The organism is Mesorhizobium sp. M0048, assembly GCF_040323405.1.
Classification (GTDB): domain Bacteria; phylum Pseudomonadota; class Alphaproteobacteria; order Rhizobiales; family Rhizobiaceae; genus Mesorhizobium.
This window is the reverse complement of sequence record NZ_JAMYUV010000003.1, coordinates 200,686-216,507: the sequence shown is the minus strand read 5'-3', so window position 1 is coordinate 216,507 and position 15,822 is coordinate 200,686. Positions and strand designations below refer to the sequence as shown.

Below are 15,822 nucleotides of genomic sequence, written 5' to 3'. Positions count from 1 at the left end.
GAATAACGACGGACTTTCACTGATGATGCGTTCAATTCTGGTCGGTATTCTCGTCCTGATGGCCGCCGGAATCGGCTGGCTCACCTTCGACTGGTACCGCGGACATTATGGCGGCGAGCCGTTCGGAGCACCGTTCACGCTGGTCGACCAGAAGGGCGCGCCGGTCACCGAAGCCGCGTTTCGCGGCCACCCCAGCGTCGTCTTCTTCGGCTTCACGCACTGTCCGGAAGTCTGCCCAACCACGCTTTTCGAGTTGGCCGGCTGGCTGAAGACGATGGGCGACGACGGCAAGAACCTGCGTGCCTATTTCGTTACGGTCGACCCGGAGCGCGATACGCCCGAAATCATGAACACCTATGTCAGCAATTTCTCCGATCGCATCCTCGGCATATCAGGCGATCCGGACAAGGTCCACGCCATGGCCAAGTCCTTCGGCATCTACTGGAAGAAAGTCGACACGAACGACGGCGACTACACGATGGACCACACCGCTTCGGTGCTGCTGCTCAACGGCAAGGGCGATTTCGCCGGCACCATTGCCTATGGCGAAAGCCCGGACGCCGCCATCGCCAAGCTCAAGCGGCTGGCGGCGGAAGGTTGACGTATCCGGGAATGACGCAGACGCGTTTGTATTTCACCGCGGGCAAGATCGAGGCTGATCGCATCTTCGCGGCGCTCGGTGCGGCGTTCGACGAAGAGGGCCTGCCGGTTGCGGTGCTCGAGGTCGACGAGGACCGCGATATCCACGAAGTATCGCTCTATGCCGACGACGACGTCGATGCGGTCGAGGCACGGCTTAGGGACATCCTGGCCGGACTGTCGCTGTCGAAACTGATAGAGCGAGAAGCGCTGCCCGACATCGACTGGGTGGCGCGCTCGCTGGAGGGATTGAAGCCGGTACGGGCCGGGCGCTTCTTCGTCCACGGCGCGCATGACCGCAGGAAGCGCCACAGCGGCGAACTCGCCATCGAGATCGAGGCCGGCCTTGCCTTCGGCACCGGCCATCACGGCACCACCGCCGGCTGCCTCGAAATGCTGGAGCAGGTCATACAGCGCGAGCATCCGCGCAACGCGCTCGACCTTGGCACTGGCAGCGCGGTGCTCGCCATCGCGGTGGCCAAGCTCGCGCATGTTCCGGTGCTGGCAACGGACATCGACCCGGTCGCCGTCAAGGTGGCCGCTGCCAATGCGCGGCTGAACCACGTCAAGGGGCTCATTGAAACGGTAGCGGCGCCCGGTTTTCATCATCCGATCTTTGCCGCGCGTGCGCCCTTCGACCTGATCGTCGCCAACATATTGGCGCGGCCGCTGATGCGTCTGGCGCCGCAAATGGCCGGGCATATCGCGCTCGGTGGCTCGATTGTTTTGTCGGGCATCCTCGAGCGCCAGCGCGATGCGGTAATCGCGGCCTATGTCCGCCAGAAATTCCGGCACGTCCGCACCTTGCACCGCGAGGGCTGGGTGACGATTCACCTCAAGCGCTGAGGCGCGACGCTTTCAACGCAAGCCGGAACCTGCTCGGACCTAGCGCGAGTTCGCCGCTTTCTTCAGCTGTTCGCGATCGTAGCCGTGAGCTTTCAGCGTTTCGTCATCAAAGCCAAGCAGAACGCCGCTCACATACCGGCTCGCTTCGCGCTGGCGAGCTTCGATCAGCGCTTTCACAGCGTTTCTGAAAAATCCGCGTCTGGCTGAAATCGAGGACATGACGGTCTCCTTTGCAGGGCAACAGGACTTTTCCTCCACGTTAAGAAGGTAAGCTCTGCTGACGCTTTTTGAAATCGCCGATTCTGCATGGCCTCCATGCACAAAAAGACACTGCGGCGACCAGGGATGATCGTTCCGAAAATCGATTCCGATTTTCGAAGTCATGCGCTACGGTCGCGCCATCATTCGAGGAGAGCCGACATGTTCCAGTCCTTCGATTCCGCCGGCGATCCGGCCGTTGGCAAGCCGCGCGTGGCAATGCTGCGCCAATGGTTGGCGTCGAACGGGCTGGATGGCTTCATCGTGCCCCGTGCCGACGAGCACCAGGGCGAATATGTCGCCGACCGCTCGGCACGGCTGAAATGGCTGACCGGCTTCAGCGGCTCGGCCGGTGTCGTCATTGTACTTGGCGAGCGCGCCGTCATGTTTGTCGACGGGCGCTACACGCTGCAGGTGCGCCAGGAGGTCGATCTCGACATCTTTTCGATCGAGAGCCTTGTCGACAACCCGCCGGCCAACTGGATCAAGGACAATCTCGGCAAGGGCGTGCGATTGGGCTTCGATCCGTGGCTGCATACGATCAGCGACGTCAAGGCGCTGAAAGCCTCGGCCGAGAAATCCGGCGCGACACTGGTGCCGCTCGAAGAGAATCCGATCGACGCGATCTGGCAGGACCAGCCTGGACCGCCACTGGCGCCGGTCGAGATCCACCCGATCGGCTTTGCCGGCGAACTGGCTAAGGACAAGCTGGTGCGGCTGGCAGCGGCCATCGAGAAGGATGGCGCCACCCATGCCGTGCTGACCGACCCCTCCTCGATTGCCTGGGCCTTCGACATCCGTGGCGGTGACGTACCGCACACACCGCTGGCGCTCGGCTTTGCCGTGCTGGCCGCCGACGGCTCGCATCTGCTTTTCATGGACCAGCGCAAGTTTTCGCGCACCGTTGCGGCCTACCTGACGCAGCTCGCCGAATTGCACGAACCAGGTGAATTCGGATCGGCAATCGTCACCCGGGCCAAGGGCGGCGCAAAAATCGCGCTGGACCCGGTTCTCGCGGCGGACAAGCTCAGAATGCTGGTCGAGGATAATGGCGGCACCGTCATTGCCACGGCCGATCCGGCCCGCATTCCACGCGCAACAAAGAACAAAGCTGAGATCGCCGGCGCCCGCGCCGCACATCGCCGCGACGGCGCCGCGGTCGCCAAGCTGCTGTGCTGGCTCGACCGCCAGAAGCCCGGCACGCTCGACGAAATCGCCGTTGTCACCAGGCTTGAGGAGACGCGCCGTCAGACCGGCGAAGAAACGCAGATGCCGCTGCGCGACGTATCGTTCGACACCATCTCCGGCGCCGGCCCTAACGGCGCCATCATGCACTACCGCGTCTCCCGCGCCACCAATCGCAAGCTGGGGGATGGCGAGCTGTTCCTGCTCGATTCCGGCGGGCAGTACCAGGACGGCACCACCGACATCACCCGCACCGTGCCGATCGGCGCGCCGACCGAAGAGATGCGCGAACGCTTCACGCTGGTGCTGAAAGGCATGATCGGCATCTCCATGCTGCGCTTTCCCCAGGGCACGCGCGGCTCCGAAATCGATGCGGTGGCGCGCCTGGCGCTATGGAGACACGGCTGCGATTTCGCCCATGGTACCGGGCACGGTGTCGGGTCCTATCTTGCCGTGCATGAGGGCCCGCAACGTATCGCCAAGACCGGCACCGAAAAGCTGCTAGCCGGCATGATCCTCTCCAACGAGCCCGGCTATTACAAGGAAGGTTCCTACGGCATCCGCATCGAGAACTTGATTCTGGTGACACCGGCCGAGGCAATCGAGGGCGGCGACATCGCCATGCACGGCTTCGAGACACTGACGCTGGCGCCGATCGACAAGCGGCTGGTCCGATCGGACCTTTTAACCCGCGACGAGTTGCATTGGCTTGACGAATACCATGCGCGCGTACTGGCCGAGATTGGACCGATGCTCGACGGCGAAACGCTGGCCTGGCTGGAAAAAGCAACCGCCCCTCTGCCGCACGACTTCAAGCAATAGCCGCGGCCGCAACGCCGAGTGACAGACTTTGCTCCGCAAGCAGTCCCTGCAAAGCCGTGACGTTGGGAGAATCGGCTCCCTTGCGCCAAAACAACACCGTGACGGCGTTGTCTTCGTCAGCGGGCAGTTCGTGCAGATTTAGCCAGTGGCTCTCTGGGAAACCCGAAAGCACACTTTTCGGCATCAGCGCTATGCCCATGCCAGCCACCACGCAACCAAGGATGGCATGGTATGAACCAAGCTCGATGGTTTTCTCGGCCATGAACCCTCTTCGCGCATACCATTGTTCCAGCCGCCGGCGGTGCGGGCAGCCGTGCTCGAAGGCTATCATTGTTTTGGGCATGTCCAGGCGGTCGTCGATCGAAACGCGCGATGCCGCCGAGACAATGACCAGCTGCTCGTGAAATGCGGGCAGCTTTTCGAACGGAGCGTCGGCGATCGGCTCGGCGGCGAACGCTGCATCGAGGTCGCCGGCAAGCATGGCCGTCGCGAGAACCTGCGGATTGCCGGTGCGCAACTGGATTTCCACGTCGGGATGACGTGCGTGATATTCGGCGAGCAGACTTGGAAGCCGTGCCGCGGCGGTGCTCTCCATGGCACCTAGGCGAAGCGTGCCGCGCGGGCGTGGATCAAGCATCGCCGTTCGCGCCTCCTCTGCAAGCGCCAGCAACCGATCCGCATACCCGACCAATTTGTGACCGGCGGGCGATACGTGCAGGCGCTTGCCCTCCCGGATAAACAGCTGCACGCCGAGATCCTCTTCGAGCTGCCGGATGCGTGTGGTCACGTTCGATTGCACGCGAAACAGTTTTTCCGCCGCCCTGGTGATTCCGCCCTCGCGCACCACCGTGCGGAAGATGCGCAGATCGGCCAAGTCCATACATCTCTCCTGGAGAACATAACGATCTTAATTATTCATTTTAGCTGATTATGCCTTTCCCGTAAATCGCCGGTGTAGCTGCCGATGAACACGGCAAACCTGGCGAGATGGAAATGTCGCGTGAGCCCTTCGGCATCCAGCCGACCGATCTAAGCGCATTGACGCCGAAGCAGCGCGAAGCGCTCTATAGCGACGCCGTCCGTCGCGCCCACCAGAAGAGATCGGAGGCGATCCGGCTGAGCCTGTCGCGGGTCAGCGCCGCAATAGTCGCTGCGGTAAAGCGCATGTGTGCTCTCGCCGCCAAGGCAAAAGTCGATCAGCCGACGACCTGCCGCGCGAGGATCAGCACGGCAGCACCCGCCAGGAACATCGCCATAAGGCCGCCGCGCAGCGAGACCAGGCCGGCGACGACCAAGGCCCCCCATTCCGCCGGTCCGGCGCTCAGCGCTGCCGGCGCCACAAGCGTGGTCAGCACCGCCGCCGGCACGGCGTTCAGCCCGGCCTCAACACGCGGATGGATATGGTCGAAGCGTGAGATCACCAGATGACCGCCAATGCGTGTCAAATAGGTCGCGATCGAAGCGGCGACGATGATCCACAACGTCGTGCTCATGGTCGTACCTCCACGCCGCTGTGGCGGGGCGGCAGGATGACGGCGAGCAGCACGCCGGCCAGCGCGCCGATGGAGACATGCCAGGGCGAGCCGACCGTCTTGGAGGCAATGATGGAGGCGGCAGCGCTTGCGACGACCACCGGCAGCCACAGCGGCCGCTTGCGGAAGCTCATGACCAGGCCGAGAAAATAGATCGGCAGCAGGAAGTCGATGCCCAGCGCGTGGGTGTCGGGAATAAGTTTGCCGAACACCGCCCCGAGCGCGCTTTCGATGACCCAGAACACGTAGACCGGCAGCCCGAGCCCCATATACCAGGCAAAGCCGACGGTCTCGCCGGCCTCCGCCTTGCGCTCGGCCACCGCGAACTGCGGATCGGTCAGCACGAAGTAGCCTATCGCCTGCTGCACCAGCGGCCAATGCGCGATTCGCCGGCCGATACCGGCCGAATAGAGCACATGCCGAAAATTCACGGCGAAGATCGACAGCACGATCAGCCACGGCGCGACATGCTGCCCGAACAGCTCGATGCCGACCATCTGGCTGGCGCCGCCGAACACCGTCGCGCTCATCAAGAACGCCTCGATCACGGAAAAGCCGTTGTCGACGGCGAGCGCCCCGAACAGCAATGCAAACGGTGCCGACGCCACCACGACGGGCATGCTCAGCCGCACGCCGTCCCAGAAATCGCTTCTCGCACCGTTTTCGGAGATTGCTTCCGCCGACATCGACCGCTCCTTGGGAAGGGCCGTATGTAGAGAGGGCGGTCCGGCTTGTCACACCAATTCGCTTGAGGCAAACGATCAGCGGAAATGATAGCTGAAGCATCGCGGCAAGTTCGCTTCCAGACTTGTGGACAAAATCAGAGGCTTGGTACCTGAGCGCATATTCGTTGGCGACGATCGGTCCTTGCCGAAGCGACGGCCATAGACCAACCTGCTGGGCCGGACAGGTGGTTCCAATGAGCGAATTTTTCATCGATCCAAAATTCGGCCGCCTGGCCTTCGGCGCCGATCCCGGCAGCTATCACGCGACGCGACCTGGGTATCCTGATTGGGTATTCGAAATTCTATGTGAGCGGTGCCGTCTCGCGCATGGCACGGCGACGTTCGAGATTGGCGCAGGTACAGGAACTGCAACGCGCCGCTTACTCGAACTGGGCGCGAGCCCGTTGCTCGCCATTGAGCCGGATTCCCGCCTCGCGACTTTCCTTTGCGAGACTATTCAGGACAAGGCGCTCTCGGTGAGCGTCTCTGCGTTTGAGGATGCCGTCCTTGAGAAGGCCGGTTTTGATCTCGGTGTCAGCGCCACTGCCTTTCATTGGCTGGATGAGGACACGGCGCTGATCAAGGTCGCAGAGCTGCTTCGGCCGGGCGGCTGGTGGGCAATGGTCTGGAATGTATTCGGCGACGACAGTCGCCCCGATCCCTTTCATGATGCGACCAAGGCGCTGCTTGACGGGCCTTCGAGCCCGTCGGCGGGCTCAAATGGTATTCCGTTCGCCCTTGATGCCGAGGCCCGCGTGGCGGCACTGGAGCGAACCGGCGCGTTCGATGCCATCGAACATCGGACAAGTGTCTGGTCGCTCGTCCTCGATCCTGACCAGACGGTCGCCCTCTATGCCACTTTTTCCAATATCAACATCCGCAGTGACCGCGAAGCAATCCTGGCGGAGCTGGGTCGCATCGTCCGCGACGAGTTCCAAGGCTCCATAACCCGCAACATGACCACCAGCCTCTACACTGCGCGGCGCAGCTGACCGTCTGACTTTTCCGCTAGCGCTGCGAAGCCTTGCCTTCGATCGCCCTGCCCCAGTCGAGCAGCGGTTTTGCCCGCATGACGAAGTCGACGAGTTCGTCGACCAATCCAGCTCCGTAGATATCCGCCGGCTCGATTGCGTGCCGGACGGCGAAATGCCGGTTGCGGATGGCGGCCACGAGATCGGGCTCGATAACGTGCTCGAAGCCGCGCGGCGTGCGCTTCATACAGCCGTCCGGGTCGAGCTCGAGATCATTCTTCTTCAGCGCCGCGACGAGCGTGCGGAACTCAGCGGGCCGCTTTGCGATGGCGTTGCGCAGCGCCAGCAATAGCTCCGGTCCGGGCTGCCACCAGGCAACAGCGGCAAAGCAGCGCTCGAGCCCGATGTGGATGTAAAACACGCCCTGTTCCATCTTGGTGCCGTCGGGCGAAAGGATCGCCGACAGATGCCGGTTGTAAGGCCGTTTGTCCTTGGCGAAACGCACGTCGCGATTAATCCGGAACAGCGACTTCTTGCGGTCGCCGCGCAGGCCGAGCCCCAATGCCGTGAAGCGCTCGGAGAGCGCCTCGACCAGATCGCCGAAGGGATTGCGCAGGTCCCGCTCGAAGAGCTCGCGGTTTTCCAAAAACCACTCCCGGCTCTGATGAAAATCCAGTGCCTTGAGGAAGGGAATGGCCTTGCCACCGAAACCATTGAATTCAGCCGGCATCACGAGCCCTTGCCGATCCGCTCGAGCCAGGCATCCTCATCGATGACTTCGATACCGTGTTCGGCAGCCAGCTTGAGCTTGGAGCCAGCACCGGGCCCGGCGACGACGAGGTCGGTCTTCGCGGAAACCGAGCCGGCGACCTTCGCGCCGAGACGTTCAGCCATCGCCTTGGCCTCGGGGCGCGTCATCTTTTCGAGCGTGCCTGTAAACACGATCGTCTTGCCGGCGACCGCACTATCGGCTGAGACGTTCACGATGTACGGCTTCGGGTGGACCTGTGTGAGCAGCGCTTCAAGCACGGCGTCGTTGCGTTCATTGCCGAAGAAATCGCGAAGAGCGCCTATCACGCTATCGCCGATGCCGTTGATCGAAGGAAAAACGCTGTGTGGATCGGCTGCCGCTGCTGTCTCCTTGCCAATGCGGATCAACTCCTCGACCGTCGAGAAGGTTCGGGCGAGCACAGCGGCCGTCGTTTCGCCGATATGGCGGATGCCCAGCGCAAAGATGAAGCGATCGAGTTCCGGTTCGCGGCGAGCGTCGATGGCAGCGAAGAGCTTGTCGAGACCTTCATAGTTGCGTTCTTCGACACCGCGTACATTCTTCCGCGTTTTGCCCGATGCGGCCTCACGCTGTCTGGCCTGCTCCTCCCGCCGCTCCGCCAATGCCTTGATGACGGCGGGACGGCGATCCCGGAGAGTGAAGATATCGGCTGCTGTCTTGACCAACCCGGCATTGAAGAACAGGTCAATGTTTTCAGCGCCCAGGCCTTCGATATCCATGGCGCCGCGTGACACGAAGTGACGCAATCCTTCCACGGCCTGGGCGGGGCAGATCAGCTCGCCGGTGCAACGTCGGCGGGAATCTTCCTTGCCGGTCTTCTCGTTGATCTCGCGCGTTGCCGGCGAGCCGCAGATCGGGCATTTGTGCGGGAATTCGTAGGGCACGGCGTCTGGCGGACGCTTGTCGACGACGACGCTGACGATCTGCGGAATGACGTCCCCCGCCCGCTGGATGACCACCGTGTCGCCGATACGTATGTCGTTGCCGTCGCGGATCGGCTGGCCGTTGCTGTCCAGACCCTTGATGTAGTCTTCGTTGTGAAGCGTGACATTTTCGACCACGACGCCGCCGACCGTGATGGGGGCAAGCCGGGCAACCGGCGCCAGCGTACCGGTACGGCCGACCTGAATGTCGATCCTGCGCACGGTCGTCATCGCCTGTTCGGCCGGAAATTTGTGAGCGATGGCCCAGCGTGGTTCGCCGGTGACGAAGCCCCATCTGCGCTGCAGCTCCAATTGATCGACCTTGTAGACCACGCCGTCGATGTCATAGCCAAGCGAGGAGCGCTGGGCCTCGATGAGGTGATAATGCGCGATCAGTTCGTCGACCGACTTTGCCCGGACCATCAGTGGACTGACCTTGAACCCCCATTCCGCGAATTTTTGCACGGAATCGTATTGGGTCGGAGCTGGATCCTTCGAAGTATAGCCCCAGGCGTAGGCAAAGAATTTGAGGTTGCGGCTGGCGGTAACGGACGGGTCCTTCTGACGGAGCGACCCGGCCGCCGTATTTCGCGGATTGACGTAATCCTGGCCGCCGATCGCCGCCGAGCGTTGCTTCAGCGCCTCGAATTCCGCGTAGGTCATATAGACCTCACCGCGTATTTCGATGACCTCGGGCCAGCCCGATCCCTTCAAGGTCTTGGGAATGTCGGCGATGGTCTTGAGATTGGCGGTGATGTCCTCGCCGACGACGCCGTCGCCGCGCGTTGCCCCCTGCACGAACACACCGCCTTCATACCGCAGGGAAGCCGATAGCCCGTCGATCTTCGGCTCTGCCGTGAAGGCGATGTTCAGATCCTTGTCGCGATCAAAGAATCGCCGGCCCCGTTCTATGAAGTCCGCGACGTCCTGGTCGGTATAGGCCTTGGCCAGGCTGAGCATCGGTACCGCGTGCCGCACCTTGGCAAAACCTTCCGCCGGCGGCGCGCCGACCCTGCGCGAGGGCGAATCCTCGCGCACAAGATGCGGGAACCGCTGTTCGATGGCGAGATTGCGCCGGGTCAGCGCGTCATATTCCGCATCCGTGATTATCGGCGCGTCCTCGCCATGGTAGCGCCGGTCGTGCTCGGCGATCTCCTGCGCCAACCGCATCAACTCGCTTGCCGCCTCGCTTTCGCTGAGCGAACCGACTGGTTTTTCGTCCATGCACTGCTCCCTCCACGGTGGCGCGACACAATAGAACAGGATTCTCTCGTCAGGGAGAGACCAGACGCCGAAAATCATTCCTGAACAGCAGGATGGCGCCATACCCTGACTCAGGTCGCGAGCGCCGGAAACGAACTCGTCTGGAGCAATTCCAGGAAAACTGTGAAACGGTTTTCCGTCCGGAATTGCGCAAAACAAAGAGGTAGAGCGGTTCGGCGTTTCCGGAAGGATGAACCGCTCTAGGCTGCCGCGGTGTTCTCCCGCAGCAGCCGCTCGGCCGCCGCGCGCGCCTCGTCTGTAATGGTGGCGCCGGCGAGCATGCGTGCGATCTCTTCCTGCCGTGCCGCCCGGTCCATCTCGGCGATGCCGGTCGAGACCCGGTCGGCACCGCCTGATTTGGAGATGAGGAAATGCGTCGCCGCGCGCGCGGCCACTTGCGGTGCATGCGTGACCGAAAGGACCTGCACGCGTTTTGCCAGCCGCGCCAGCCGCTGGCCGATGGCGTCGGCAACCGCGCCGCCGACGCCGGTGTCAATCTCATCAAAGACCAAAGTCGGCGCCGACCCGCGATCGGCCAGCGCGACTTTCAACGCCAGCAGGAAGCGCGAAAGCTCGCCGCCGGAAGCGACCTTCATCATTGGGCCGGGCCTGGTGCCGGGATTGGTGCGCACCCAGAACTCGACCTGGTCGATGCCTTCTTCCATGCGGCTCTCGGCATCGCTTGCGATCTCGACGATGAACTCGGCCCGTTCGAGCTTCAGCGCCGGCAGTTCGGCCATTACCGCCTTGGTCAGCCCGACGGCCGCCGCATGGCGAAACGACGACAGCTGGGCCGCCGTAATGTCGTAGGCCTGGCGCGCCGCTGCAGCCTGTTTCTCCAGCGCATGCAGGCGCTCCTCGCCGGCGTCGAGATCGGCAAGGTCGGCAGCCATGGTGTCACGCAATTGCGCCAGGTCATCCACGGCGACGCTGTGCTTGCGCGAGGCGGCACGCAGCGAAAACAGCCGCTCCTCAGCCTTCTCCAGCCGCTGCGGATCATATTCGGTCGCGCGAAGTGCTGCTTCGACGCCCGACTGCGCCGCGTCGAGCGACAGCATCGCTTCGTCGAGCGATTTGACGACGTCCTCGAGCAGCCCCGGCGCTTCGGTCGCCTTTCGCTGCAGCCGCCTGAGCAGGCTGGCCAGTTGCGGCAAGGGCGAGGACGGGCCCGAGAGCACATCCTGCGCATCGTGGATTTCCGAGGCGATCTTTTCGGCACGCATCATCGAGGCGCGCAGTTCGGCCAGTTCGGTCTCTTCGCCCGGTTGCGGATCGAGCCTGGTCAATTCGGCGACCGCAGCACGCAGATAATCGGCCTCACGGGCAGCTGCCTCGACTTTGGCCCGGTGCCGTGAAAATTCCTGCTCGCAGGTACGCCAATGCCGCCACGCCTCGCCGGTTGCCCGAGCAGCGCCGAGATGGCCGCCGAAACTGTCGAGCAACTCGCGATGGGCGCCGGGATCGACCAAAGCGCGCTCGTCATGCTGGCCGTGGATCTCGACCAGCGCACGGCCGATGTCGCGCATCAGCGTCACGCTGGACGGCTGGTCATTGACGAACACGCGCGTGCGGCCGTCAGCCGTCTGGACGCGGCGCAGGATGATGTCGCCGTCGTCCTCGATGGCATTCTCGGCAAGCAGCATGCGAGCCGCGTGGTTGCGCGGTACGTCGAACACGGCGATGATCTGGCCTTGTGCCGCGCCATGCCGCACCAGCGAAGCGTCGCCGCGGGCGCCAAGCGCCAGCGACAAAGCGTCGAGCAGGATAGATTTTCCGGCGCCGGTTTCGCCGGTAAGGACCGAAAGGCCGGACGAGAAGTCGATGTCCAGCTTTTCGATCAGAACGATATCGCGGATCGACAGTCTGGAGAGCATGGTGACGCGCCGCTCAGGCGCCGGTGATCAGCTTCCCGGCCTTGGAGATCCACGATCCGGCATTCTCGCGCGGCTCGAGCCCACCACTCTGCAGGAGCTTGTAGGAGTCCTTGTACCACTGGCTGTCGGGATAGTTGGTGCCGAGCACGGCCGCAGCGGTCTGTGCTTCCGACGTCAGCCCCATCGCATAGTAGCTCTCGGTAAGACGCGCCAGCGCTTCCTCGACATGGCGTGTGTTGGAATAGTTCTCCACGACGTTGCGGAACCGTTTGACGGCCGCGATGTATTCGCGGCGCTCGAGATAGTAGCGGCCGATCTGCATCTCCTTGCCTGCGAGCTGATCGTTGGCGAAGCGGATCTTCTCCTTGGCATCATCGACATATTCGGAAGTCGGCCAGCGCGTCACCAGGTCCTGCATCGTCTGCGCGGTAAGACGCGCTTCCTTCTGGTCCTGGGTGACGTCCTTGATCTGGCGGTAGTAGCTCAGCCCGATAATATATTGGGCATAGGCTGCATCGTCGGTCGACGGGTAGAGGGTCAGGTAGCGCTTGGCCGAACCGATCGCCTCATCGTAATTGCCCTGACGGTAGTCGGCAAAGGCACCCATCACCATCGATTTGCGGGCGAATTCGGAATATGGATGCTGGCGGTCGACGGCATCGAACTTGCGGCTTGCCTCCTGCAGTCGCCCGGCATTCAGATTGGCGAGACCCTGATTGTAGAGCACGTCGGCCGGCTCGGTCTGATCGACATAGGTCGACAGGTCGACGTCCTTCTCGGACGACATGCAGGCCGACAGAAACAGCGATGGAACGACCACCGAAAGCGCCAGGAAAACAGCCCGCCGCAGCGCCTTCGATTGACCAACTCGCTTGAAAAACATGTTTGGATTCCGCCCTTTCGGCGTCATTTCAGTCGACGGCAGCAGCCATAAACCATAATTGCCTTGCCCGGCAACGCTATCCCCGGCCAATCGCACATTTTTGTGGCGGTTTGGCGCCACCTGGAAAGCCGTGTAATTTGGCCGGCCAGTGATGCATCCATGCAACACAGCTTGACCGCAACGTGGGCCGTAAGACCTTAAGAATCAGATCATCCAGGGCGCATAGAGGGGTGCGTTGACGGCGCTCATCTCCGCGGTACGCCCGCGCTCGCGGCGCGTCGTCTCGACGATCTCGAAAGCCGAACGGTCCGACAATAGACGGCGCAGCGCAGCGGCGTTCAGCCTGTGGCCACCACGATAGGAGCGGAAGCAGCCGATGAACCGGGCGCCGGCGAGCGCCAGATCGCCCATCGCATCCATGGTCTTGTGGCGCGCGAACTCGTTCGGATAGCGCAGGCCTCCGATGTTGATCACGCGGTTGTCGTCGCCGATCACCAGGGAGTTTTCCAACGAGGAGCCGAGCGCATAGCCGGCCGCCCACAGCCGCTCGACGTCCTTCATGAAACCGAAAGTGCGGGCCCGCGCGACGTCACGCCGGAAAATGTCGGCGTTCATGTCGGATGCAAAAAGCTGGCGCCCGATCGCCGGGCTTTCGAAATCGATCTCGATCTCGAAGCGCGTGCCGTCATAGGGCCGGAACTCCGCCCAGCAGGCGCCGTTCTCGATACGAACCGGCTTGACCACCCTGATGTAGCGACGCTTGACCGGCAGCGTTTCGATGCCTGCCTGGTCAATGGCCTCGACGAACATCACTGCGCTGCCGTCGAGGATAGGCACCTCATGGCCATCGATTTCGATGACGAGATTGTCGATCCCAAGCCCGAAAAGCGTCGCCATCAGGTGCTCGACGGTGGCGATGTGCTCGCCTTGCGGATCGCCGAGCATGGTGCAGAGGTCGGTGGCACCGACCTCGGAAACGAGCGCGCGAAATTCGTGGCTTCCGTTTGCATTCGAAAGCTGGAAGACGACACCCGTATCGGCGTCTGCCGGCAGGAAATGGACAGTGACCGGATTGCCACTGTGAACGCCGATGCCGGTCAGCGTCGCACGCGATTTAAGTGTCGTCTGATAGTCGTGCAAAACAATCCCCATAGCCCGTACTGCCTAGGTCCGCTTCATCTGCCCTGAGGGCGCGGCTCTTAATTGATCGGCAGGCAGGGCCACTTCCCCGAGACTCCCAGCAAACCGACTTTGGTCGGTGGCGAAGATAATGGTCCCGCGGGGAGACTCCAAATCACGGTTTCTTACTCGTTGTAACCGCGGCCCAGCGCGGGATTGCCGCATAAGTCTTTGTTTTAAAAGTATTTTTAATATTAACAGGCGAACAGTTTCCTGCTCGCCTGTTAACAACTGTTACGAACCGTTAACAGATCAATTGGCCTGTCGGCGCAGGAAGGCGGGAATCTCCAACTGATCGTCTTCCTGGACAGCCCGGCTCTGCGGCGTCAGGCGGCCCTGCTCATCCAGCTGGCCGCGACGCGGTGCGTAAAGCTGCGGATCCTGGCTGGCTAGGCGGCGCACTTCCGCCGGCGCCTGGCGCAGTTTCGGTTCGCGAGGCTGCGCCGGCTGCAGTCTTGCAGGTTCCTCTTCGCGGCGGGTCAAGCCGTTGGTCAGGCGCTTGAGCAAGCCCATCGGGCCGCTGTTCTCGTGGTCGGCCGGGCGGGCCTTGGCTTCCACTTCGGCCTTCACCTGCGGCGGGAAATCCTCGACCCGCGGCATGCGCTGGGGTGCCGCGGCAACCGGCTGCGGCATTTCACGATGCGGAGCGGGCTGCATCGCTTGCTGAACTGCCGGCTGCATCATTGGCTGCGGCTGAGCGGGAGGCGCCTGGAAGATCTTGCTCTGCGGACGGAAGTCTTCCGCATGGGCGACCGGTGCCGGGCGGGCCTGCGCCATCGCTGCCGCATTCGCCTCGGCGAGCTGAATGGCCTCGGCGACCGGATCGGCAGCACGTGGTTCATAGATCGGTTGCTGGACAGGCGCCGGGCGCATTTCCGTGACCTGGGCCGCCGGGCGGCTGACCGGCTTCGGCGGAGCCGCGCGGATGGCGATCGGCGCGGCAGCGATTTCGGCCGCCGATTTGTCGATGCCGGTGGCGACCACCGACACGCGGATAACGCCTTCGAGTTCCTCGTCGAAGGTGGCACCCAGAATGATGTTGGCGTCCTGGTCGACCTCTTCGCGAATGCGGGTTGCGGCCTCATCGACTTCGAACAGGGTCAGGTCGCGGCCGCCGGTGATCGAGATCAGCAGGCCCTTGGCGCCCTTCATCGAGGTCTCGTCGAGCAGCGGGTTGGCGATGGCGGCTTCAGCCGCGGCCATTGCGCGGCCCTCGCCCGAAGCCTCGCCGGTTCCCATCATCGCCTTGCCCATTTCGCGCATGACCGAGCGGACGTCGGCGAAGTCGAGATTGATCAGGCCTTCCTTGACCATCAGGTCGGTAATGCAGGCAACGCCCGAATAGAGCACCTGGTCGGCCATGGCGAAGGCATCGGCGAAGGTGGTCTTGTCATTGGCCAGCCGGAACAGGTTCTGGTTGGGAATGACGATCAGGGTGTCGACGCATTTCTGTAGTTCCTCGATACCCATGTCGGCCGTCTTCATGCGGCGCTGGCCTTCGAAGTGGAACGGCTTGGTGACGACGCCGACGGTAAGGATACCCTTTTCGCGGGCAGCGCGGGCAACGACGGGAGCCGCCCCGGTGCCGGTGCCGCCGCCCATGCCGGCAGTGACGAAGCACATATGCGTGTTGGAGAGATGATCGATGATCTCATCGATGCACTCTTCCGCCGCCGCGCGCCCGACTTCAGGCTGCGATCCGGCGCCGAGACCCTCGGTGACATGCGCGCCGAGCTGGATCAGCCGCTCGGCCTTCGACATCGTCAGTGCCTGTGCGTCGGTGTTGGCCACCACGAATTCGACGCCGCGCAAGCCGGCGGTGATCATGTTGTTGACGGCATTGCCGCCGCCGCCGCCGACACCGAACACGGTGATGCGCGGCTTGAGCTCGGTGATGTCCGGCTTCTGCAGATTGATGGTCATTGTCTTCGT

General features: G+C 62.8%; 14 protein-coding genes. 4 read left to right on the top strand and 10 right to left on the bottom strand.

Annotated features, from left to right (window positions below):
* Positions 1–22: 22 nt before the first annotated feature.
* Together NKJ84_RS05175 and NKJ84_RS05170 are read left to right on the top strand one after the other, a co-directional pair.
* On the top strand, positions 23–601 hold the full coding sequence (locus tag NKJ84_RS05175; RefSeq protein WP_352505613.1) for an SCO family protein: 579 nt from the start codon (positions 23–25) through the stop codon (positions 599–601).
* 11 nt (positions 602–612) lie between these two features.
* On the top strand, positions 613–1,485 hold the full coding sequence (locus tag NKJ84_RS05170) for a 50S ribosomal protein L11 methyltransferase (protein ID WP_352505612.1): 873 nt from the start codon (positions 613–615) through the stop codon (positions 1,483–1,485).
* Positions 1,486–1,524: 39 nt separating this feature from the next.
* Here the strand turns inward: NKJ84_RS05170 and NKJ84_RS05165 are convergent, their stop codons facing one another.
* Positions 1,525–1,869 (bottom strand): hypothetical protein, encoded by a 345-nt coding sequence (locus tag NKJ84_RS05165; protein ID WP_254818972.1) that lies wholly within the window; start codon positions 1,867–1,869, stop codon positions 1,525–1,527.
* Between the two features lie 36 nt (positions 1,870–1,905).
* Here NKJ84_RS05165 and NKJ84_RS05160 point away from each other — a divergent pair, with 36 nt between their 5' ends.
* Positions 1,906–3,750 carry an aminopeptidase P family protein gene (locus NKJ84_RS05160; RefSeq protein WP_352505611.1) on the top strand — a complete coding sequence of 615 codons (1,845 nt, stop codon included), beginning with the start codon at positions 1,906–1,908 and terminating at the stop codon, positions 3,748–3,750.
* Here the strand turns inward: NKJ84_RS05160 and NKJ84_RS05155 are convergent.
* The 3 genes from NKJ84_RS05155 to NKJ84_RS05145 all read right to left on the bottom strand — a co-directional run bounded on the left by NKJ84_RS05155 (position 3,740) and on the right by NKJ84_RS05145 (position 5,968).
* Positions 3,740–4,624: a LysR family transcriptional regulator gene (locus NKJ84_RS05155; RefSeq protein ID WP_352505610.1), complete on the bottom strand. Its 885-nt coding sequence runs from the start codon at positions 4,622–4,624 to the stop codon at positions 3,740–3,742. The genes NKJ84_RS05160 and NKJ84_RS05155 overlap by 11 nt on opposite strands.
* A 322-nt stretch (positions 4,625–4,946) precedes the next feature.
* Positions 4,947–5,243, bottom strand: coding sequence for an AzlD family protein (locus NKJ84_RS05150; protein WP_254818975.1), 297 nt, complete (start codon positions 5,241–5,243; stop codon positions 4,947–4,949).
* The gene (locus NKJ84_RS05145; RefSeq protein WP_352505609.1) at positions 5,240–5,968 is read right to left on the bottom strand and encodes an AzlC family ABC transporter permease; all 729 of its coding nucleotides are present in this window, start codon (positions 5,966–5,968) and stop codon (positions 5,240–5,242) included. Before NKJ84_RS05145 ends, NKJ84_RS05150 begins: the two co-directional genes overlap by 4 nt.
* A gap of 233 nt (positions 5,969–6,201) precedes the next feature.
* Between NKJ84_RS05145 and NKJ84_RS05140 the strand changes: the two genes are divergently transcribed.
* Complete coding sequence (locus NKJ84_RS05140; protein ID WP_352505607.1) at positions 6,202–6,999, top strand: class I SAM-dependent methyltransferase; 798 nt, start codon at positions 6,202–6,204, stop codon at positions 6,997–6,999.
* 16 nt (positions 7,000–7,015) lie between these two features.
* On the opposite strand, the gene NKJ84_RS05135 is transcribed toward NKJ84_RS05140, so the two are convergent.
* The 6 genes from NKJ84_RS05135 to ftsZ all read right to left on the bottom strand — a co-directional run bounded on the left by NKJ84_RS05135 (position 7,016) and on the right by ftsZ (position 15,813).
* A complete protein-coding gene (locus NKJ84_RS05135) occupies positions 7,016–7,708 on the bottom strand; it encodes a DUF2461 domain-containing protein (RefSeq protein ID WP_352505606.1) in 693 nt (230 codons plus the stop codon).
* A complete protein-coding gene (ligA, locus tag NKJ84_RS05130; RefSeq protein ID WP_352505605.1) occupies positions 7,708–9,915 on the bottom strand; it encodes an NAD-dependent DNA ligase LigA in 2,208 nt (735 codons plus the stop codon). Before ligA ends, NKJ84_RS05135 begins: the two co-directional genes overlap by 1 nt.
* A gap of 239 nt (positions 9,916–10,154) precedes the next feature.
* Positions 10,155–11,828, bottom strand: a complete 1,674-nt coding sequence (gene recN / locus NKJ84_RS05125; RefSeq protein ID WP_352505604.1) for a DNA repair protein RecN — start codon at positions 11,826–11,828, stop codon at positions 10,155–10,157.
* A gap of 13 nt (positions 11,829–11,841) precedes the next feature.
* Positions 11,842–12,711 (bottom strand): outer membrane protein assembly factor BamD, encoded by an 870-nt coding sequence (locus NKJ84_RS05120; RefSeq protein ID WP_254818981.1) that lies wholly within the window; start codon positions 12,709–12,711, stop codon positions 11,842–11,844.
* A gap of 204 nt (positions 12,712–12,915) precedes the next feature.
* Positions 12,916–13,863, bottom strand: a complete 948-nt coding sequence (gene lpxC / locus NKJ84_RS05115; protein WP_352505603.1) for a UDP-3-O-acyl-N-acetylglucosamine deacetylase — start codon at positions 13,861–13,863, stop codon at positions 12,916–12,918.
* A gap of 279 nt (positions 13,864–14,142) precedes the next feature.
* On the bottom strand, positions 14,143–15,813 hold the full coding sequence (ftsZ, locus tag NKJ84_RS05110) for a cell division protein FtsZ (protein ID WP_254818983.1): 1,671 nt from the start codon (positions 15,811–15,813) through the stop codon (positions 14,143–14,145).
* Positions 15,814–15,822 lie beyond the last annotated feature (9 nt).